The sequence below is a fragment of the Bordetella sp. 15P40C-2 genome, from assembly GCF_009763235.1.
Taxonomy (GTDB): Bacteria; Pseudomonadota; Gammaproteobacteria; order Burkholderiales; family Burkholderiaceae_B; genus Bordetella_A.
In genome coordinates, this window is record NZ_WSJA01000025.1 from 232,347 (window position 1) to 252,712 (window position 20,366).

The window sequence follows — 20,366 nt, forward strand, 5'->3', positions numbered from 1 at the left end:
TCTGAATCGGGAAATTTACTCAATGCGCGCACCTGAAGACCTCACCAGATCTCCCCACTTCTTGATCTCGCTGTCGACCAGCTGGGCGAAAGCCTCTGGGGTGGTCCCTGCCGGCGTGGATCCTTGGCTGCGAAAGGTTTGCTGCACTTCGGGATCGTTGAGCACGGCGTTTATCGCCTGATTCATCTTTTGGATGATGGGTTTGGGCGTTCCAGCGGGAGCCCATACGCCATTCCACAAGACGATCTCATAGCCGGGCAGCGACTCGGCGATAGCCGGGACATCTGGCAGGCGCGGAGAACGCTCTGGGGTCGTGACCGCCAACGCACGCAGCTTGCCACTGTCGATGAATGGCAAGATCTCCACCATAGGGGAAAACACTGCCTGGATCTGACCGGCAAGCAGGTCCGCATTAGCCGGAGCGCCGCCCTTGTATGGCACGTGCGTCATCTGCGTGCCTATCATCTGACCGAATAGCGAGCCGGAGAGCTGTTGCGAAGTCCCATTGCCAGCCGACCCATAATTCACGGCGTCTTTGCGCTCTTTGACGTAGTCGATGAACTCGGCCAGGGTGTTGGCGGGCAGACTGGTGTTGACCATCAGCACGTTGGGAATCAGCGAGACGCGAGACACGGGTGCGAGGTCTTTTTGCACATCGAGCGGCATCTTTTTATACAGCGTCACGTTGGTTGGCAACGTACTGGTGTGCATGAGAAACGTATAGCCATCGGGCGTGGCCTTGGCAACGTAGTCGGCGCCGATATTGCCGCCTGCCCCGGCGCGATTCTCGACGACGACAGGCTGCCCCAGCTCTTTGGGCAGTTTCTGTGCGATGAGGCGCGCGGTGGCATCGGTACTGCCACCCGGGGCGAGCGGCACGACCAGTGTGATCGGACGCGATGGCCAGTTATCGGCTTGTGCTGCCGACACGACACCGACGCACAGCAAACTGGCCGCGATCGCGGCAACCGTTTTGTTCATAGCAGTCTCCTAATGGCGCTCGTCGGTGCTGTATTAGCAGGCCCGCGGCGTTTTTTTGATTTGCCTGTAATCGACGGCAGTACCCTATGACAGCCGTCGTGGCGACAGGCGCCGGCGTCAGAGCCGGCGCCCGACATGTCAACGCTGGCCGTCGCCCACGCTGATGTCTGCGGCCCGCAAGCCGCCAAGGCGTTCGTGTACGCGCGTACCCGTGGAAACCACGAGCGCGTACAGCAACTCGTCAGGGCGCGGGCTGTCGATCGAGCCAACCTCCATGGTAGTAAAGTGACTACGCACATAGCAGGCTTCAATGTGGTGCAGCGGGATCTGCAGACGTGTGCCCGCGGCGGCCACGACCTTGGCTGCGGGCACAATTGACTTGGCCGTGGGCAATGCAGCGCGCATGGTCCATCCGCCTGCCTCGTGCCAGATGGCGCCGTGCTCGAGCTCGCCGTTAAGACCCACAATCGCGCCCTTGCCATAGGCCTGGACTTTGTCCGCGCCACCTACGGCTTCCATCAGCTCGGGCACGATCTCCTGGGCCAACACCTTGGAATCAGCGACCAGTTCGGACAGGTCTTCCACATAACGTCCGGCATAGGGATTCTTGATCACGACGGCGATTGACCCCATGACGATCGGAGTCTCGCGCGCAGGACCGCCTTCGTGGTAGATGGATTCGACGTTGAGCAGTTTCTTGCGAATTTGGATGGCCATGCGATGTGTCTCCTGGATTTGTTCGAAAGAAAAGAAAATACGCGGCTACGCGATGCGTGTACCGAGGCCCTATTGCGGTGTCAGGCCCGCGTCGACAAAGACTTTCCCCCATTTATCGATATCCGAGGCGATGAGGTCACGAAATTCGTCGGGGGATGACGCACGCACCGTTAAACCGTTAGAGGTGAATTGCTGCTGCAATGCCGGCGACTGCAGCACATTGCGCAATGCGCTGTTGACGCGATTAATGACGTCGGGGGATGTGCCCGCTGGCGCGGCCATGCCGAACCAAACGTTCAAGTCATAATCCGGCAAACCGGCTTCTGCCAGGCTCGGGACCTCGGGAGCCAGCGGCGAGCGCGTCTTGCTGGTCACGCCCAGTGGTGTCACTTTTCCGGCACGCGACTGCTGCAGGCCGTTGACCATGTCGGCGATGGTGAAATCGAGCACGCCGCCGATCAAGTCGGTCATGACCTGCGGCACGCCCCGATAAGCCACCGGGGTCGCCGTGAAACCTCCCATGGATACCACCTGAGCGCCACATAACTGTGCGCTGCCCGACCCATAGCCATATGACAGCTTGCCGGGGTTCGCCTTCGCATAGTCGATCAGATCTTTAACGCTGCGCACAGGCAGGTCAGCGCGCGCGACCAGCATGAAAGGTGCTTCAGCAACTAATCCGATTGGAGCAAAGTCACGGCGGGGATCGTACGGCAAGGCTTTGAAAGCGCTGACATTGCTCGCCCCGGTGCTCACACCCACCATGAAGAGGGTATAGCCATCGGGCTCGGCGCGTATCGCCGAGACGGTGCCTACGGTGCCGTTAGCGCCAGCGCGGTTTTCGACCACCACGCTTTGTCCCAGTTCGCGTTCCATGCCTTGTGCCAGGGATCGGGCGACCACATCGGTGATACTGCCCGGTGTGAAAGGCACCACCAGGCGCACGGGCTTTTCGGGATAGGCCGCCCAGGCAAACATTGGAAGTGCGCACATCAAAGCCGTGAATACACGCCGCCTCATCGTCGGTCTCCTCTACTTATTGCGGTGCATTCATTGGGGCTTGGCGCCGAACTGCACGCCGGCCCATTCTTCGATATGCCGAATCGGATAGACGTTATCGCGCGGGCCGTCGCCTTGCGTGATCGCAAAGGCCAGAAACTGACGCGCGGCGGGATTGACCGACATGGGCACGCCGAGTTTTTCCGCCTCGTCCATGCACATCTTTACGTCTTTATGCAGTAGCTCGGTGGTGAAGCGCACGGGGAAGCTGCGGTCCAGCACACATTGCGGGATACGTTCCAGCGTGGCGAAAGAGCGTCCGCTGGATACATTGATGACATCGAGCAAGGTCTGGGGGTCTAGCCCGGCCTTGACGCCGTAGACCAGCGCCTCGCAACTGGCGATCATGCTGGTGGCGTAAAGCGTGTTGTTGATGATCTTCATCGTCTGGCCCAGGCTCGGATCCGCGCCCAGATAGAAGACGTTTTTGCCAATAACGTGCAGGACGGGTTCGATTTCGTCATAGGCTTCTTTGGGGCCCGCGGCCATGACGGCGAGCGTGCCCTTTTCCGCCGCCACCGTGCCACCGCTGACGGGCGAGCCGATCATGGCAATGCCCTTGGCGCTAAGTTGCGCCTCCACGGTTTTTGTCACGGACGGCCCCGTGGTCGACAGGTCTACCAAGATACGCACGCCGCCGGCTTGAGCGATCTGCGCGCCCACCTCGGCCACGATCGCGGGCAATGGCAGGCACAGCAGTACGATCGGAGTCTGCCGCGCGACTTCCTCTACGCTGTTTGCGCCGATGGCGCCTCGCGCCACGATCCGGTCCTGTGCCTCGCGCGAACGATCGTGCACGATCAGCTGATGGCCGGCGGCCAGCAGACGATTGGCGAAATGCTGGCCGATATTCCCTACACCTATCAGTCCCAACTTCATTATGGTTGTCTCCTCGGATGTGCGAATCACGCGGGACAGGACCCGCGTCACTGCTGAAATCCTAGGGACTCGGCACCAATCAGGCGAGTGCCGAATACGCGATGGGGTATAGCTTTAGGCTAATCGGACTTGAGCAGCACATCGATGAATTTCGATGCGTGACTCTTGCCCGTATCAAAGGCCGAACGGACAATACTCGGCGTTAAAGGAATGTGCTCGGCCAGCGGCAGCACCTGCACGCCCGGCCATACCAGGCTTTCCGCCGTGAATTGGTCAACCATGGCAACCCCAGCGCCGGCCTGGACGAGACTGCATGCCATTTCGGTATGGTGGATATATACGCAAGCCTGCAGACTGACGTTGGCCTTCTCGAATGCCGCAGCGGTCAGCTGACCAAAAGCAATGCCGGGATGGTGGGCGATCAGCGGGTAGCGAGCGAGGTCGGCGATTTCCACGCGATCGAGCTTCGTCAGCTCATGACCGCGCGGCACCACGCAAACCATGCGCCCTTCCATGAACGGCGTCACGTGCAGGTTCGGATGCTCGATGGGCAGCACGGATACGGCGAGGTCGACCTTGTTGCTCAGCACGTCCTGGGCCATGCCGTTCAATAGCGTCAGGCTGTGGTTCACCTGGATATTGGGATACTTTTGCACGAACCGGGTGATGGCGCGCGCGACGACGCCCCGGCTGAGCGCCGGGCTACAGGCCAGATTCAATACCCCGGATGGTCCGCTGACCAGGCCGCGGGCGAAATCGTCGACCCGCAGCACCTGCTGATAACACTGATCGACTTCGCGAAATAACGCTTCGGCTTCGGCGGTGGGTACGAGCTTTCCCTTGACGCGGTTAAAGAGCGTCAGTCCCAGGGTTAACTCCGTGTGCGCGACGATGCGACTGAGCGCGGGCTGCGAGGTAAATAGCAGCCGCGACGCGCCCTTGATCGAGCCGGTCAACATCACGGCTCGGAATACCTCCATCTGACGCAGGCTGAATCGCATGAGTATGTCTTCATTATTGTGTCCCGGGCGGCGTGGGGGCCGCGCCCGGCATCAGGCCGGGACAGCATAATGGCAAGGCATACTCGATAGCAAATTTAGCAATCGCCGCGAGCTGATAGGTGTGCTTAACACCGTAGGGACGCAGCGCGCGCCCCTACGTGTCTGGTTTACAGACCGCCGTTGGCTTCCACCACCGCCAACGCCGTCATATTGACGATGCGGCGCACGCTGGAGCTAGACGTCAGGATATGCACCGGGGCATTGACACCCAACAGGAATGGACCCACTGCCACATTGTGCGCGGCAACCGTCTTGAGCAGGTTGTACGCGATATTGCCGGAATCGACATTTGGGCATACCAGCAGGTTCGCAGCCCCGGACAGGGGCGAAGACGGCAGCAGTTTCTGGCGCAATGCCTCGTCTAATGCGCAGTCCGCGTGCATCTCGCCATCCACCTCGAGTTCCGGCGCTTGTTGTCGCAGCAACTCGAGCGCACGGCGCATTTTCGCGCCCGACGCCGAGCTGCCCGAGCCAAAGTTCGAACGCGACAGCAGCGCGACTTTGGGTTGAACATCCAGGCGGCGCATCGTCGTGGCGGCCATGCGGGTGTACTCGGCGATCTGCTCAGCGGTGGGATCGTCGTTCACATGTGTATCGACCAGGGCCAACGTTTGTTCATGCAGCAACAGAATATTCATCGCCGCGTACACGTCGCAGCCGGGCTGGCGACCGATGACTTCGTCGATAAAGCGCAAATGATCGTGATAGGCGCCCACGGTGCCGCAGATCATGCCGTCGGCGTCGCCCAGGTGAACCATCATCGCGCCAATCAAGGTCATGCGCCGGCGCATTTCCACGCGCGCCATTTCTTTGGTGATGCCGTGGCGGCAACGCATTTCCCAATAGGTAGTCCAGTAGCGGTGAAAACGCTCGTCGTATTCCGGGTTCGTGACTTCGACATCCTGACCCAGACGCAGGCGCAGGCCGAACTTCTCGATACGGGCCATCAAGACCGATGGGCGGCCCACCAAAATGGGACGTGCAAGGCCTTCGTCCACGATGACCTGGACAGCGCGCAAGACCCGCTCGTCCTCACCCTCGGCGAAAACGATGCGCGCGCGCCCGCCTGTGCGCACCAGTCGTTTGGTGCTGGCAAAGAGCGGCTTCATGAATGCGCCCGAGCGATAGACGAATTGCTGCAGCTGCTCGGCATAGGCATCCAGATCCGCCACGGGGCGCGTGGCCACGCCGCTTTGCATGGCGGCGGCGGCCACCGCTGGCGCGATGCGCACGATCAAGCGCGGATCGAACGGCTTCGGGATGAGATAGTTGGGGCCAAAGCGCAGGTCATAGGTGCCATAAGCGGCCGCGACAACTTCGTTTTGCTCTTCCTTGGCCAGGTTCGCGATGGCGTACACCGCTGCCTTTTCCATTTCCCGCGTGATCGTAGTCGCGCCCACATCGAGAGCCCCACGGAAAATATACGGAAAGCACAGGACGTTGTTGACCTGATTGGGAAAATCCGAGCGCCCTGTCGCCATCACGATGTCATCGCGCACCGCGCGAGCGACCTCGGGCATGATCTCGGGCGTGGGGTTCGCCAGGGCCAGGATAAACGGGCGCGGCGCCATGGTGGCGACCATCTCCGGTTTCAACACGCCGCCCGCCGACAGCCCCAGGAACACGTCCGCATCGGCGATGACTTCGGCCAGATGACGCGCCGAGGTGGGTTGCGCATAGGCCGCCTTTTTGTCGTCCATGAGCTCGGTGCGGCCTTCGTAGACCACGCCGGCAATATCCGTGACCCAGATGTTCTCGCGCGGCACGCCGAGATCGACCATCAGATCCAGACAGGCCAATGCGGCCGCGCCCGCGCCGGACGCCACCACTTTCACTTGCTTGATATCTTTCTCGACCACCTGCAAGCCGTTGATGAAGGCAGCGCAAACAGTAATCGCGGTGCCGTGCTGGTCGTCATGAAAGACCGGAATGCTCATGCGCTCGCGCAGCTTCTCCTCGACGATAAAGCACTCCGGGGCTTTGATGTCCTCGAGGTTGATGCCACCAAACGTGGGGCCCAACGAGGCGATGATGTCGACCAACTTGTCGGGATCGGTTTCGTCGATTTCGATATCGAACACATCAATACCGGCGAATTTCTTGAACAAAACAGCCTTGCCTTCCATCACGGGTTTGGACGCGAGCGGGCCGATATTGCCCAGACCCAGCACGGCGGTGCCGTTGGTGATCACGCCGACCAGGTTGCCACGCGCGGTGAAACGAAATGCATTGGCCGGATCCGCCACGATTTCCTCGCAGGCGGCAGCCACCCCAGGGGTGTAGGCCAGCGCCAGATCGGCCTGCGTGACCAACGGCTTGGTGGCGGCAATGGAGACCTTTCCGGGTACGGGAAATTCGTGGTAGTCGAGGGCGGCTTGACGATCGCTCATGGTGTTTCCTGTCTGACGCGCGCCAAAAAAGGGGCACGCAACCTGCAAGCGGCCATTCTAGGCGTCAGTTATCATCGAAATATTCTAAATTTCGATGCTGCTATATCAGTTATCTAATAACTTAGGCCCATTCAGCATGCCTTCCTCCGTTTTTCCTACTGGCGACGTCATCAGGCGGCTGATATTGCGGCTAAAGATGCGCCATTTGCAGCTGATCGTGCAGGTGCACCGGGTGGGTTCGCTGACTCGGGTGGCCGAACTGATGGCAACCAGTCAGCCGGCGGTCACAAACACCTTGTCCGAGCTGGAGGCACTGTTTGGCACACCGTTGTTTGTGCGTACGGCGCGAGGCATGCGGCCGACCGAAGTGGGGAATATCGTTACAGCGCGCGCGCAGGCGATGTTGCAGGATCTGGGCCAACTGGTGCAGGACATGGAAGCCTCGCATGCGGGCATGGCCGCGCGCTTGCACGTGGGCGTGACGCCCTTTGTCTCGGGAAGGCTCATCGCCGATGCCGTGCTGGCAGTGCAGTCGGAACCACAAAGGTTAGCGGTGCGGATTCACGATGGCACCACCGACTACCTGTTGCGCGCCTTGCGCGAGCATGAACTGGATGTCGTGATTGCCCGCGCCAGCCCCAGGCTGGATTTGCAGGGTCTGCACTTTGAGCCACTCTATCAACAACAAGCCCGCCTGGTCAGCAACCGCCAGCTGGCAGCACAACTTGGGCGAGTCCCCTTGTCGTGGGAGCGCCTGGCTGAACTGGACTGGGTGCTGGGTGAGCCGAACACCGCACTGCGCGAGCAGGTTGCGGCCTTGTTTATCCAGGCGGGGATCACGCCGCCTGTACCGATCACGGAAGGTTATTCCGCCAAGCTGATCGGTGAAATCATCGCCTCTTCGGACCGCGCCGTATCGCTGCTGCCGGCCGATATCGCCAACGAACTGGTGCATATCGCCGGTATTGCAATCGTGCCATACACCATTGCCTGGAGCCTGCCACCCATCGCGGCAATTGTCCGAAGCGACGCCGCAACGGGCGACGCACGCCAACGCTTCGTCGATGCCATCCGACAGGCATCTCTCCCGATGCGAAAGCCGCCCAATGCTGGGAGACAGACAGACTTTGGTTGATGCCCATTCGGGTGGAGTTGAGACACACTCACTACTTCACCGCAGAGGCAGGACCAATCGGGGCACCGGCAGCTGTTTTCGCTGGCTGCGCGCGTTCAGCGCGTGCGGTGTAGTGACCACCCCGAAGAACCAGCGCCGGCCAGTTGCCTTCGATCACCATGTAGGGTTCTTGGTAGACGTACGGCAAGGGCTGAATGCCTTGCCCTGTTTCCGCAAAGAGCGCGGGTAGCGTTCGGCCTGGGGGGAATTGCAACCAGATTCGGCCCTGGCCACTGAACACCTGTAACGGCGCGACCTTGGCATCGCCAGACAGACGCCAGTTGAAATCGTAATGACCGGGAGCGCCCTCGCCGGGCGCCCACCCGGACGTAGCGGGCGTGACCGTCACACATGCCGCCAAGCTTAGAACCAGCAGCAATGCCCCTGCATATCGAACCATACGCACCCCGAGTAATTGTCGCGCAGCCAGATTGGCGCACACCCTTCACATGGTGCATGCAGCGCGCGTGCGGGCCTAGACGGAGTGATACTGACGGATGTTTTCGTTCACTACCGCGAGCCAGGAGTTGACCGGTCCGCAATGACAAGAGGTATGGCACCGCACCGCCAGGGGTGCGGGCTATTCCGCGCGCTCTTATTCGATGGTAATCCCACGTTCCTCGATCAAGGTCTTCCAACGTTGAAACTCGCGAGCCTGAAACGCAGAAAATGCTTCAGGTGTACTGGCTACGACCTCCAAACCCTGATCTTCAAGTTTATGCGCGACCTCGGCATCCTTGAATGCCGCAATCGCCGCGTCCGCCAATTTGGCCTTGACACCAGCGGGGAGTCCCTTTGGCGCAGACAGCGCTTGCCAGGAATAGATCACCGCATTCGGCACCCCAGCCTCGGTCAATGTGGGGACATCAGGCAGCACGGCCGAACGCTTATCTCCGGTCACGGCAAGCGGGCGCAGTTTGCCAGCGCGGATATGCGGCAAGACCGCATTGACGTTCTGGAATGAGTAATCGACCTGCGACCCCATCAAGTCGTTGATCGCTGGCGCGCCGCCCTTGTATGCAACGTGCATGCCGTCGGTCCGGGTCTGCTGCAGAAAGACTTCTGCTGACAGATGATCAGACGCCCCAAAACCCGAGTTCGCGAAACTGACCTGACCGGGTCTGGCTTTCAGTTCATCGATAACATCTTGCACGCTGCGCGCGGTCTTCGTCGGCGCAGCAACGAGCACGTTGGGGGCTTGTACGGCGACAGTGATGTAGTCGAAATCCTGTAGCGCATCGTAGGGCGTTGACTTGATCAAGTGCGGCGCAATGACATAAGTGCCTAGCGAGGACATCATCAAGGTGTAACCATCCGGGGCGGCGCGCGCCACTGCACCTGCCCCGATAGTTCCCGTGGCGCCGGGACGGTTGTGCACGACAAACGATTGGTTGAGGCGGCGCTGCAACTGCTCGGCCATCAAGCGGCCAATGGTGTCGGTCGCGCCTCCCGCGGGGAACGGCACGACAACTTGAACGGGCTTTTCTTGCGGCCAAGGCGCTTGAGCCATCGCGGCAGTGGTCCAGCATGCCATCACTATCGCAGTGAGTACCTTTTTCATGGGTCGATCTCCTCCTTAAGTCGGGGTCTTATTGGTCGCGCCGAGGGAACGCCCCGTTCCTCGGGGCGGTGAATCGGCGCTCAAGCATTGCGAATCAGATTTTTCGAACGCTCTCGCGAACCGTGGCATCGGCACGGGCCTTGATTTCAGGTTGCAGGCTGGCCCCCAGACCAGGGGCGGTCGGCGCCAGTACGATGCCGTGTTCGACGACCGGTAAGGCCGTCACCAGATCGCGATACCAAGTGCTTAATGTCGCGCGCACCACCTCCTGGAAAATCGCGGTGGGTGCGTGCATCGCGAGATGGAGTCCCGCCATCAACGTAATGGGACCGGTACAGTCGTGAGGCGCAATGGGCTTCGCGTAGGCCTGAGCCAGGCTAGCGATCTTGCGGCCCTCTGTCAGGCCACCGCACCAGGCGAGGTCGAGCATCACGATATCCAAAGCGTCTTTGGCCAACAGATCCCGGAAGGGCACCGTGCCAGCCAAGGTCTCGCTGCCACAAATTGGCACGCGGGTCTGCCGCCGCAAGTCCGCCAGCGCCTGGGCATCGTCCATCTTGCTAAGCGGGTCTTCGGCCCAAAACACACCGTAATCCTCCAAGGCCCGGCAGATGCGCAACGCGGCATTCGCCCCCCAGAGGCTGTGCAGTTCGCACATCACTTCGATGCGATCGCCCACCGCCTCGCGAATTTTCTTAAACGGTTCCAGGCCGCGCTTCAAATCTTGTGCGCTGATCAGATGCCCGCCCGTCGCAGCCGCGAAAGCATCGAACGGCCATATTTTCATGGCGCTATAACCCTCATCCAAGAGGCTCTGCGCTAACGCGCCAGCGTCACGCATGAAAGCCACTTGATCATCATAGGGGCCGACTTGCAGCTCAGACCCGTCGGTGCTGCGTCGCGCGACGCCCCCCGTGTTGTAGGAATAGCCCGCGCAGGTGTTGTAGGCGCGAATTCGATCGCGCACGCCGCCGCCCATGGCGATGTAGGTCGGCACGCCCTGCCGCTGTCCTGCCAGGTCCCATAACGCGATATCAACCGCGCTAGCCGCGCGAACCTCGGCGCTGGTGCTGTGGAATCCCAGATAGGGATTCATCAAATACTGGGACACCGCTTCGATATGACGCGAATCGCGGCCCAGCAACCAGGGCGCGACCGTTTCGTGCAGCACTGCCTCGACCGCTTGCGCGCCCCGAAACGACTCGCCTAGACCGGTGAGGCCTTCGTCAGTTTCAATTTCCACCCAAATCAAATTAGGACGTTCGTCAATACGAATGCTGCGTAACGCCGTGATAGTAGCCATGCGTGGATCTGCTGTTGTCTAAGGGTTATCAATTGCCGCCGGGTTTGAAATATCCCGATTGAGGCCCGGTCGGTGCAGGTTGCCATCCTCAAGGCGGCACGACTATGCTGTCAACAAAACGACCAAGTAGTATTACTAATTCGACGATCGTGGCTATCTCTCCTTTAAGTGACTTCGCCTATAAGCAAGTGCTGACTCTGATCGAGACGCGCGAACCTGACGAACGGTTGCCCAGCGAAGACGAGTTGGCTCGAAGGCTCGGCGTATCCCGGCCCGTGTTACGGCAGGCGCTGGCACGTTTGCGGACCGAAGGCTGGGTCTACGCGCGGCGAGGCTCGGGAAATTTCGTAGGCAAACCTGCCGCGATGCAAAGCGCCGCATTTGGCCCCCTCCATAGCATTCCGGATGTTCGCAACTTCCTTGCGTTTCGTTGCCTGATTGAAGGGGAAAGCGCAGCGGGCGCCGCACGTTGTACGGATCGCCAACTGCTCGATGACATCGACCTACGTCAACGCATGCTGGAAGCGGCATGGTCGCGCGGTGAGACAGGCATCGAGGAAGACATCGCTTTTCACGGCGCCATCGCCGCGGCGAGCGGCAATCGCTTCTTCACGTTGACCATGGCGGCGCTCGCCGAGCAAACCCGGGTGGCCATCAAGCTCATCCGCGAGTTGTCGCCGCTGCCTATGGTACGGCGTGCCGTCGATGTGCGGCTGGAGCATCGTGCCATCGGTCAGGCAATTAAAGACGGCGATGACGCCGCTGCGCGCGAGGCGATGTTGGACCATTTGCGCGGCGGCATGACAAGGCTGTTCGGCGTCGGCGAGGACCCCAAATAAAAACGCCGGCCATCGATTTCTCGATGACCGGCGCCCAGGAACCCACCTACGTCAGCGACGACCTGACGAACCTTGCAAGATCGTTGCCACGGCAACCGTACTTAGCGAATCGTCGGCATGGCGAACTCCGCGCCCTTGCCAATGCTCTCAGGCCAGCGTTGCATGATGCTCTTCTGACGCGTGTAGAAGCGCACGCCTTCTTCGCCATATGCGTGCATGTCGCCGAACAGCGAACGCTTCCAGCCACCGAATCCGTGCCAGGCTGCCGGCACCGGAATTGGCACGTTCACGCCGACCATGCCAACCTCGATCTGACGGCCGAACTCGCGCGCAACGTTGCCGTCGCGGGTAAAGCAGCTGACGCCGTTGGCGTATTCATGGTTGTTGATGAGCTTCACGGCCGAGGCGAAATCGGGCACGCGCACGCACGACAACACAGGTCCGAAGATTTCTTCCTTGTAGATGCGCATCTCGGGGGTCACGTTGTCAAACAGCGTACCGCCCAGCCAGAAACCGTTTTCGCATCCCTCCCCGGCCTGGGAGCCTGCGAACTCGCGGCCATCGGCCAAAAGAGTCGCGCCTTCTTGAATGCCCGCATCGATGTAACCAGCGATGCGTTGACGCGCTTCGGCCGTGACAATGGGGCCCATCTCGGCTTGCGGGTCAGTGCCATTACGCACCTTCAGTTCCTTCAGACGCTCAACCAGACGAGGCACGACTTGCTCTGCGGCGGAACCCACAAGGACCGCGACGGAAATCGCCATGCAGCGTTCGCCGGCCGAACCATAGGCCGCGCCCATCAATGCATCAACCGCCTGTTCGATATCGGCATCGGGCATGATGACCATGTGGTTCTTCGCCCCGCCCAGCGCTTGCACACGCTTGCCGTGGCGCGCGCCGGTCTCGTAAATGTGTTGTGCCACGGGCGTAGAGCCAACGAAGGACACCGCCTTGACATCGGGATCTTCGATCAACGCGTTCACGGCATGATGATCGCCCTGCACCACGTTGAATACGCCGTCGGGCAGGCCCGCTTCTTTCAACAGTTCCGCCACATACAGCGACGGGCTGGGATCGGTGGGGCTTGGCTTGAGGATGAACGTGTTGCCCGTGGCCAAGGCCATGGGGAACATCCACATCGGCACCATCACCGGGAAGTTAAACGGCGTAATGCCGGCGACCACGCCCAGCGGCTGGCGCAACGTCCAGTTGTCCATACCCGAGGCGACTTGCTCGGTGAAATCGGTCTTGAGCAACTGCGGCGCGCCGCAAGCAAATTCCACGATGTCGATGCCGCGCGCGACCTCGCCTTGCGCATCGCTGAACACTTTGCCGTGCTCGGCGGTGATCATGCGAGCCAGATCGTCGTGATGGCGATGCAGCAGCTCCAGGAAGCGGAACAGCACGCGCGCACGGCGCAGCGGCGGGGTCGCGGCCCAGGCCGGGAACGCCTTGCGGGCCGAAGCGACCGCGGCTTCGATATCGCCAGCGGTGGCGAGTGCAACGCGGCCCGTGACCTGACCGGTCGCGGGGTTGAACACATCACGCGTCTGGGGCGATTGCGGCTCGACGCGACGACCGTCGATCCAATGGCCGATGAGGGGCAAAGCAGATTGAGAGGTGGCGGCAGTCACTGTGGGCTTCCTGAATAGCGTTGATCGGATAACGGCATTCAGTCTACGGCGACGATCTGCCCGGCGGAAGACCGATTTTGCGACATCAGTGTTTGATAGAATGAACAATCTCAACGCTACCCTGCTCCATGGCCACTGACCAGATCGCCCCGCTAGTTGCGGATATTTATCTGCTGACCGCGCTTGCGGAAACACGCAGTTTTACGCAGACGGCGCGTCGCTTGGGCGTATCGAAGGCATCGGTCAGCACGCGTATCAATGCGCTGGAAAAAGCCGTGGGATTGCCCCTGGTACGCCGCACGACGCGCCATGTCATGCTGACGGAGGCTGGCCAGAATCTGGTGGAAAACGCGGCTCCCGCGTTCGAGCGCATCGGGGCGGGATTTCTGGCTGTGAAAGATCTGTCCGATGTGCCGCGCGGCACCGTGCGGCTGACCGCGCCGGTGGCTTTTGGCCGTCAACATCTGGCTCCCGTGCTACCCGACTTTCTACGGCAGTATCCCGAAGTGCGCGTTGACCTTGAACTGGTCGACCGGCTGGTTAACCTGGCACACGAGGGATTCGATCTGGCGATACGCCACACCGACCATCCGCCCGAGACCTATATCGCGTGGGAATTGTGCGGGTCGCGTTCCGTACTCGTCGCCAGCCCCGAGTATCTGCGCGTACACGGCACCCCCCAGCATCCGCGCGACCTCAGCCATCATGCATGCGTGACCTATCTGGGTAATCGTAGTTACGAGACCTGGTCCTTTGTACGCGAGGGACGACGCAGCTCGGCAGCACCGATCGTGATTCCCATCCAGACGCGGTTTCGCGCCAATAACAGCGAAGTATTGCGCCAGGCGGTGCTGGGCGGCGCGGGGATTGGCATGCTGCCGGACTTCAGCGCGGTGACCTCCGCGCCCGGTGGTCTGGTCGAAGTTCTGCCTGGCTGGCGGGTGCATGGATTTTTTGGTGGCAAACTGTATGCCCTGCGCCCGTGGTCCGCGCACGTGCCGCAATCGGTGAAATGTCTGGTGGAGTTTTTACGTGATAAATACGCGCAAGGGTTCTGAGCCCTCCTCGCCCGCTAAGCGCACACGCCGCAGCGGCGGTGTGACCCTCACCGATGTCGCAAGGCAGGCAGGCGTGTCGGTCATGACTGCTTCGCGCGCGCTCAACCAGCCTGACCGGGTATCCGAAGTTACGCGCAAACAGGTGTTGGACGCCGTCGCTGCCAGCGGCTATGTACCGAATCTGCATGCGGCAGGGCTGCGCTCGCAACGCACGCGCATGATTGCGTTAATGGTGCCCTCGATTGCCTCGGGCTCGGCATTCTTGCTGGCCGTGCATGCGATGACAGAGATTCTGGTCGAAGCTGGCTATCAGGTGATGCTCAGCGAACGCGGCTATGACCGTTCGCGCGATGAAATCGTGTTGGAATCCGTGATCGCACGGCGGCCCGATGGCATTGTGTTGACGGGCTTGACGCAGTCTCCGCTGGCACGACGGCGGCTGGCCGCCTCGGGCATTCCGGTTGTCGAAACATGGGAGATGACCGACGACCCCATCGACATGCTGGTGGGGTTCTCGCACTACGAAGTGGGCCGCGCGATTGCGCGCTATCTGTATGAGCAAGGCAGGCGCTGCCTCGCCTCTATTGCCGCAACCGAAGCCCGCACGGCGGCGCGCTTCCAGGGATTCGCCGACGAAGCACTGCATCTGGGCATCGCGGGGCGGCACCTGCGCGAGGGCACGTCGCTGTTGATGTCGCCCCCTAGCCAACTGGGGCACGGACGCGCCGGGCTCGCGCGCGCGTTGGAGGGAGATCCCGACGTGGACGGTATTTTTTCATCCAGTGATATGGTGGCTTTAGGCACGCTCATGGAAGCGCAGCTGCGCGGATTACGGGTGCCAGAAGATCTGGCGATTGTCGGATTTGGCGATTTCGATTTCGCCTGCAACGTGACCCCCGCGCTCACCACGGTACGCGTTGACCCCGAGGATATCGGGCGCCGAACGGCGAGCTTGCTGATTGATCGCATCCAGGGCAAGCGGCCCGCGCAGCCAATTCAGGATGTCGGCTTCACATTAATCAAGCGGGAAAGCGCCTAGGCCGCCCCCTGAGTGGGCCACAGGGATGGCGACCCGCGTCGTCGTCCATCCCCCCGCATAAGCCTCCGCAATATCCTTGCGACATTGAACTGGGGATCGTTGACGCCCTTTTTGGTTAACGTTAACATTTTCGCTCTTTCGTTCCTCGGTTTGACCGGACTCTATGTCGACCTGTACCCCGATTTCTCCCGCATCCTCCGCCGCGCTCACCGATACGCCGCGCGCGATCCGGATGCATGCTGACGATAATGTGGCCATAGTCGCGAACCAAGGTGGGTTGGCGGCCGGCGCACAATTGCCCGATGGCCCGACGTTGCTCGAGCGCGTGCCGCAAGGTCACAAAGTTGCGCTGACCGATATCGCCGAAGGCCAGCCCGTGCGGCGCTACAACGTGACGATCGGCTATGCCAACCGTGACTTGCCCGCGGGCAGCTGGGTCAACGAAAACGTGCTGACCATGCCCGCTGCGCGCGGCCTGGACGATCTGCCCATGGCGACCGAAACCCCTGCCCCACTGCCTGCGCTGGAAGGCTATACCTTCGAGGGATATCGCAATGCCGACGGCAGTGTCGGCACGCGCAATCTGCTGGCAATCACGACCACGGTGCAATGTGTAGCGGGCGTCGTCGATCACGCGCTGCAGCGTATCCGCACGGAATTGCTGCCCCGCTATCCGAACGTCGATGGCGTCGTGGCCCTGGAACATGGCTACGGCTGCGGTGTCGCGATAGACGCGCCTGATGCCATCGTGCCGATCCGCACGCTGCGCAATATCAGCAAGAATCCGAACTTCGGAGGTGAGGTCATGGTGGTCAGCCTGGGCTGCGAAAAGCTGCAACCCGAGCGCCTGATGCCCACGAACGCCATCCCAATCCAGGCCGACGGATCGATGAGCACCACGCTGGATGTGATGCGTCTGCAAGACGAGGAGCATGTCGGATTTCAGGCCATGGTTGATGCCATCATGGCGCAAGCAATCCCCCATCTGGAGCGCCTGAACCGACGTCGGCGCGAGACCTGCCCCGCCTCGGATCTGGTAGTGGGCGTGCAATGCGGAGGCAGCGATGCGTTCTCGGGCGTCACCGCCAACCCGGCCGTCGGCTTCTGCGCGGACCTGCTGGTGCGCGCTGGGGCCACCGTGATGTTCTCGGAAACCACCGAAGTGCGCGACAGCGTGGAGCAACTGACCAAACGCGCGCAATCCGTGGAGGTCGCCCAGGACATTATCAATGAAATGGCGTGGTACGACGCCTATCTGCAACGCGGCCAGGCCGATCGTAGCGCGAACACCTCGCCGGGCAATAAAAAAGGCGGCCTGTCCAACATTGTCGAAAAAGCCATGGGCTCGGTGATCAAGTCGGGCACGTCAGCGATCAATGGCGTGTTAAGCCCCGGCCAAAGCCTGCGCGGGCGTGGCATCGAGAAAGGTTTGGTTTACGCGGCGACACCCGCCAGTGACTTTATCTGCGGCGCACTGCAACTCGCCGCTGGCATGAACCTGCATATTTTCACGACCGGCCGGGGGACTCCCTATGGTCTGGCCGAAGTACCGGTGGTCAAAGTCGCCACACGCACCGATCTCGCGCGCCGCTGGCATGATTTGATGGACGTGAATGCAGGTCGTATCGCCGATGGCGAACTGAGTATCGAAGATCTGGGCTGGGAAATGTTCCACTTGCTGCTGGACGTGGCCAGTGGCCGCAAGCAGACCTGGGCCGAGCGTTGGAAACTGCATAACGCGCTCGTGCTGTTCAACCCGGGACCGGTGACCTGAGGCCATTCGAGACGGGAATTGCCATCCGCCACGGTGGGCTTCCATCGTGGCGAAATTGAAGGCGCCGTTTGACCGGACGGCTACGCCCTCGCGGCAATAAAAAAGCCGACAGCTCTGATCGAGCAAGTCGGCATAGTCAGCCAGCCGGAGGGAGGCCGCGTCCCGCGCCCAACCGGCGCGAAGACGGGGCCCGCCCGTCAATGATCACCGCTGCTGAGCGATCTTCTTGGCCTGATCAGAGGCCTTGTTCAATGCTGCCACGGGGGGGGTCGTGCCAGCCAGGGCCTGATTCAATTCACTATTCAGAATGGGCTGGATACGATCGTAATGCGCCATACGGAACCCGCGGCTGGTCGAAGCCAGATTGCCACGCAGCGAATCGACGAGCGCCTTGGCGCCCGGCACCTTGTTATAGAACGACACGTCTGAAGCCCGGAACGCCGCATCGGTCAACGGCAGGTAGCCGGTCTGTTGATGCCACTCGGCCGCATTGACCGGCTTGGATAGCCAGGCCAGGAAGTCGGCCGTCGCTTTTTCCTGCGCTTGCGGGTGACCATTGACTGCCCACAGCGCCGAGCCGCTGACGAAGGGGCGCCCTGCGTCCTTGGTGGCCTGCGGGTAATACGGCAGCGGAGCCACGCCAAACTTCAGATTGCGCGTGTGCATGAAAGTCCCCGCTGCGCCACTGCCCGAGGTCAACACGCCGCATTTGCCGTCGGCAAACAGTTTGTCGCTCTTGCTATCGTCGGACGACTCGGTAAAGAGCAGCGAACGCTTCCAGCTCACCATCAACGCGATGTGACGCATGTACAAGGTATCGAACTTCAACACCGGCGCGGTCTTGCTAGTGGTCAGGCCGTTATCGTTCGAGGTGTAGAGCTGCTTGTTGACCGGCGCGAGGTTTTCCAGATGGACTTCCACCTGTTTGCTCGATGCATACGGGCAGTCGAGGTTGGCCACGTCGCGCAGCTTGAGCAATTCGGCCTGTAGATCGGCCCACGTGGCCGCGGGCTTGTTGGGATCCAGCCCCGCCTTTTTATAGGCGTCGAGGTTGTAGTACATGACCGGTACTTCGGCCATCCACGGGAAGGCCAGCAGGCGGCCCTTACTGTCGCGGATAAAGCTCGATGTGCCCGGCAGGAACCAGTTCAGATCCTTGATCGGGTACTTGGCCAGCAGCTGATACAGCGGCAAGATGGCCTTGTGCTCGGACACCACATCGGGCGAGCGATTGTCCTCGAGCTGAATCAGGTTAGGGCCAGTTTTCTTTTTGATGGCGTCCTGGGCCGCGGTCTGCAGCGCGCGCGCATCGTCAAAACCGCGCAGCTTGACCGTGACGTCTTTCTGTTCTTTGTTGTACTTCTTGGCGAGCTTTTCGAATTCGGCTTTGTTCGGGCCGTTCAGTGTGTGCCAGACCTCGATCTCGACGCCCGCGGCTTGTGCCACGCCGGCGATCGCCATGGCTGCGCTAAATACCCAAATGCGAGGGCTGGCGCCCAATCCGCGGGCGATGTCCGCCAATTGCAATGTCTTCATAGGTTTGATAGACCAAGAAAGGGAAATTCAGGCTCTGGCTTGCGTCCGCTCAGCAGATCGGCCAGAGCCCGACCCGAACCCACGCCCATGGTCCAGCCCAGCGTGCCATGACCTGTATTGAGATACAGATTGGGCACCCGGGTGCGACCGATGAGCGGTACGTTCGAAGGGGTGGCCGGACGCAAGCCCGACCAATAGCTGACATTCTCGAAATCGAGAGCGCCAGGGAATAACTCGCGCGCCAGCCGTGTCATGGCCTCGCAACGAGCGGTATTCAATGCACGCGAATAACCGGATAGCTCTGCTGTACCGGCCATCCGCAAGCGATCACCAAAGCGCGAAAATACGACTTTATGGCTGCTATCGGTGAGGCTGACGGTTGGTGCACCGGTGGGATCCACGACGGTAAAAGTAGCGGAATAGCCTTTAGCCGGATAAACGTTGCATGGCACGCCCAGCGGCCGCAGCAGATAGGGACTATAGCTGCCCATCGCGACGACATATGCATCGGCGGGAATGCGTTCAAAACGCCCGTCACGACCGATGACTTCCAGGTGCTGGACCTGCCCGCCCTCGGTGATCAGACGCGTGGCAGTCGTCTCGAAACGGAACTCCACCCCAGCCGCTTCGCAACGGCGCGCCAGACTGGTGGCAAACAGATGCACATCGCCGCTTTCGTCTTCCGGCGTATAGTCGCCACCCACGATGGTGGCGCGATGCGGCGCCAGTGCCGGCTCGATCGCCACCACTTCGTCCGCGGTCACGACACGACGTTCCACGCCGAAGTCGCGCATCAGGCCGGCGGCCTTTTGCGAGGTTTCAAATTCGTATTGATCGCGATAAAAATTCAGAATGCCGCGCTGCAAATGGTCGTAGCTAATGCCCAGCTCGGCGCGCATGGCCTGCAGCGTACTGCGGCTGTATTCGGCCAGCCGCACCATGGCGCGGATATTGGGTGCTAAACGGCCGGGCAGACATTCGCGCAAAAACGCCAGCCCCCACATCCATTGCCGCCAGTCGAGTTGGGGCCTGAACAGTAGTGGCGCGTCATCGCGGAACAGCCATCGCAACAGTTTCAGCGGCGCTTGCGGATTGGCCCAGGGTTCGGCGTAGGAAACGGAGATCTGCCCGCCATTGGCCAGGCTGGTTTCCTGAGCCGCGCCGGGGCGACGATCGATCACCACGACGTCATGGCCCGCCTGGTTCAGCCACCAGGCGCTGGAAATGCCTATGATGCCGCTACCTACAACCACAACTCTCATGCGCGCCTTGCTCCTTGCGCCGCTGGCGGCAACGGGCCTCGCCCGCTTGCTGTCGCAGCTGATTCCAATCATCGCTCGTGCCGCAGTTTACAGCGGCGA

Annotated in this window: 17 protein-coding genes; 5 read left to right on the forward strand and 12 right to left on the reverse strand. The window is 61.0% G+C overall.

Going from position 1 to position 20,366, the window contains the following annotated elements:
• Window positions 1-15: 15 nt before the first annotated feature.
• From GOQ25_RS11905 to GOQ25_RS11930, 6 genes are all read right to left on the reverse strand, one after another.
• Window positions 16-981, reverse strand: a complete 966-nt coding sequence (locus tag GOQ25_RS11905; protein WP_160350675.1) for a tripartite tricarboxylate transporter substrate binding protein — start codon at window positions 979-981, stop codon at window positions 16-18.
• 138 nt (window positions 982-1,119) lie between these two features.
• Window positions 1,120-1,698, reverse strand: a complete 579-nt coding sequence (locus tag GOQ25_RS11910; protein WP_160350676.1) for an amino acid synthesis family protein — start codon at window positions 1,696-1,698, stop codon at window positions 1,120-1,122.
• 69 nt (window positions 1,699-1,767) lie between these two features.
• Window positions 1,768-2,718: a tripartite tricarboxylate transporter substrate binding protein gene (locus GOQ25_RS11915; protein ID WP_160350677.1), complete on the reverse strand. Its 951-nt coding sequence runs from the start codon at window positions 2,716-2,718 to the stop codon at window positions 1,768-1,770.
• Window positions 2,719-2,748: 30 nt separating this feature from the next.
• Window positions 2,749-3,687, reverse strand: coding sequence for an NAD(P)-dependent oxidoreductase (locus GOQ25_RS11920; RefSeq protein ID WP_370519942.1), 939 nt, complete (start codon window positions 3,685-3,687; stop codon window positions 2,749-2,751).
• 68 nt (window positions 3,688-3,755) lie between these two features.
• Window positions 3,756-4,637: a LysR family transcriptional regulator gene (locus GOQ25_RS11925; protein WP_160350679.1), complete on the reverse strand. Its 882-nt coding sequence runs from the start codon at window positions 4,635-4,637 to the stop codon at window positions 3,756-3,758.
• 167 nt (window positions 4,638-4,804) lie between these two features.
• Window positions 4,805-7,087 (reverse strand): NADP-dependent malic enzyme, encoded by a 2,283-nt coding sequence (locus tag GOQ25_RS11930; RefSeq protein WP_160350680.1) that lies wholly within the window; start codon window positions 7,085-7,087, stop codon window positions 4,805-4,807.
• A 136-nt stretch (window positions 7,088-7,223) separates the two neighbouring features.
• On the opposite strand from GOQ25_RS11930, the gene GOQ25_RS11935 reads away from it, so the two are divergent.
• Window positions 7,224-8,222: a LysR substrate-binding domain-containing protein gene (locus GOQ25_RS11935; protein ID WP_160350681.1), complete on the forward strand. Its 999-nt coding sequence runs from the start codon at window positions 7,224-7,226 to the stop codon at window positions 8,220-8,222.
• A gap of 31 nt (window positions 8,223-8,253) precedes the next feature.
• Here the strand turns inward: GOQ25_RS11935 and GOQ25_RS11940 are convergent, their stop codons facing one another.
• The 3 genes from GOQ25_RS11940 to GOQ25_RS11950 form a co-directional block, all read right to left on the reverse strand.
• Window positions 8,254-8,661, reverse strand: coding sequence for a TrbG/VirB9 family P-type conjugative transfer protein (locus GOQ25_RS11940; RefSeq protein ID WP_160350682.1), 408 nt, complete (start codon window positions 8,659-8,661; stop codon window positions 8,254-8,256).
• Window positions 8,662-8,856: 195 nt separating this feature from the next.
• Window positions 8,857-9,822, reverse strand: coding sequence for a tripartite tricarboxylate transporter substrate binding protein (locus GOQ25_RS11945; RefSeq protein WP_160350683.1), 966 nt, complete (start codon window positions 9,820-9,822; stop codon window positions 8,857-8,859).
• A gap of 94 nt (window positions 9,823-9,916) precedes the next feature.
• Window positions 9,917-11,125: a mandelate racemase/muconate lactonizing enzyme family protein gene (locus tag GOQ25_RS11950; RefSeq protein WP_160350684.1), complete on the reverse strand. Its 1,209-nt coding sequence runs from the start codon at window positions 11,123-11,125 to the stop codon at window positions 9,917-9,919.
• Between the two features lie 149 nt (window positions 11,126-11,274).
• Here GOQ25_RS11950 and GOQ25_RS11955 point away from each other — a divergent pair, with 149 nt between their 5' ends.
• Window positions 11,275-11,964, forward strand: coding sequence for an FCD domain-containing protein (locus tag GOQ25_RS11955; RefSeq protein WP_160350685.1), 690 nt, complete (start codon window positions 11,275-11,277; stop codon window positions 11,962-11,964).
• A gap of 101 nt (window positions 11,965-12,065) precedes the next feature.
• Here the strand turns inward: GOQ25_RS11955 and GOQ25_RS11960 are convergent, their stop codons facing one another.
• Entirely contained in the window at window positions 12,066-13,562 is a 1,497-nt protein-coding gene (locus GOQ25_RS11960; protein ID WP_370519947.1) for a CoA-acylating methylmalonate-semialdehyde dehydrogenase, read from the reverse strand.
• A 164-nt stretch (window positions 13,563-13,726) separates the two neighbouring features.
• Here GOQ25_RS11960 and GOQ25_RS11965 point away from each other — a divergent pair, with 164 nt between their 5' ends.
• The 3 genes from GOQ25_RS11965 to garD all read left to right on the forward strand — a co-directional run bounded on the left by GOQ25_RS11965 (window position 13,727) and on the right by garD (window position 17,469).
• Window positions 13,727-14,656: a LysR family transcriptional regulator gene (locus tag GOQ25_RS11965; RefSeq protein ID WP_160350686.1), complete on the forward strand. Its 930-nt coding sequence runs from the start codon at window positions 13,727-13,729 to the stop codon at window positions 14,654-14,656.
• A 40-nt stretch (window positions 14,657-14,696) separates the two neighbouring features.
• Window positions 14,697-15,695 (forward strand): LacI family DNA-binding transcriptional regulator, encoded by a 999-nt coding sequence (locus tag GOQ25_RS11970; RefSeq protein ID WP_370519948.1) that lies wholly within the window; start codon window positions 14,697-14,699, stop codon window positions 15,693-15,695.
• Between the two features lie 163 nt (window positions 15,696-15,858).
• The gene (gene garD / locus GOQ25_RS11975) at window positions 15,859-17,469 is read left to right on the forward strand and encodes a galactarate dehydratase (protein ID WP_160350688.1); all 1,611 of its coding nucleotides are present in this window, start codon (window positions 15,859-15,861) and stop codon (window positions 17,467-17,469) included.
• Window positions 17,470-17,673: 204 nt separating this feature from the next.
• Here garD and GOQ25_RS11980 read toward each other — a convergent pair whose 3' ends face one another.
• Window positions 17,674-19,005, reverse strand: a complete 1,332-nt coding sequence (locus GOQ25_RS11980) for an extracellular solute-binding protein (RefSeq protein ID WP_160350689.1) — start codon at window positions 19,003-19,005, stop codon at window positions 17,674-17,676.
• Window positions 19,002-20,267 carry a D-amino acid dehydrogenase gene (locus GOQ25_RS11985; RefSeq protein WP_236844272.1) on the reverse strand — a complete coding sequence of 422 codons (1,266 nt, stop codon included), beginning with the start codon at window positions 20,265-20,267 and terminating at the stop codon, window positions 19,002-19,004. Before GOQ25_RS11985 ends, GOQ25_RS11980 begins: the two co-directional genes overlap by 4 nt.
• Window positions 20,268-20,366: the final 99 nt, after the last annotated feature.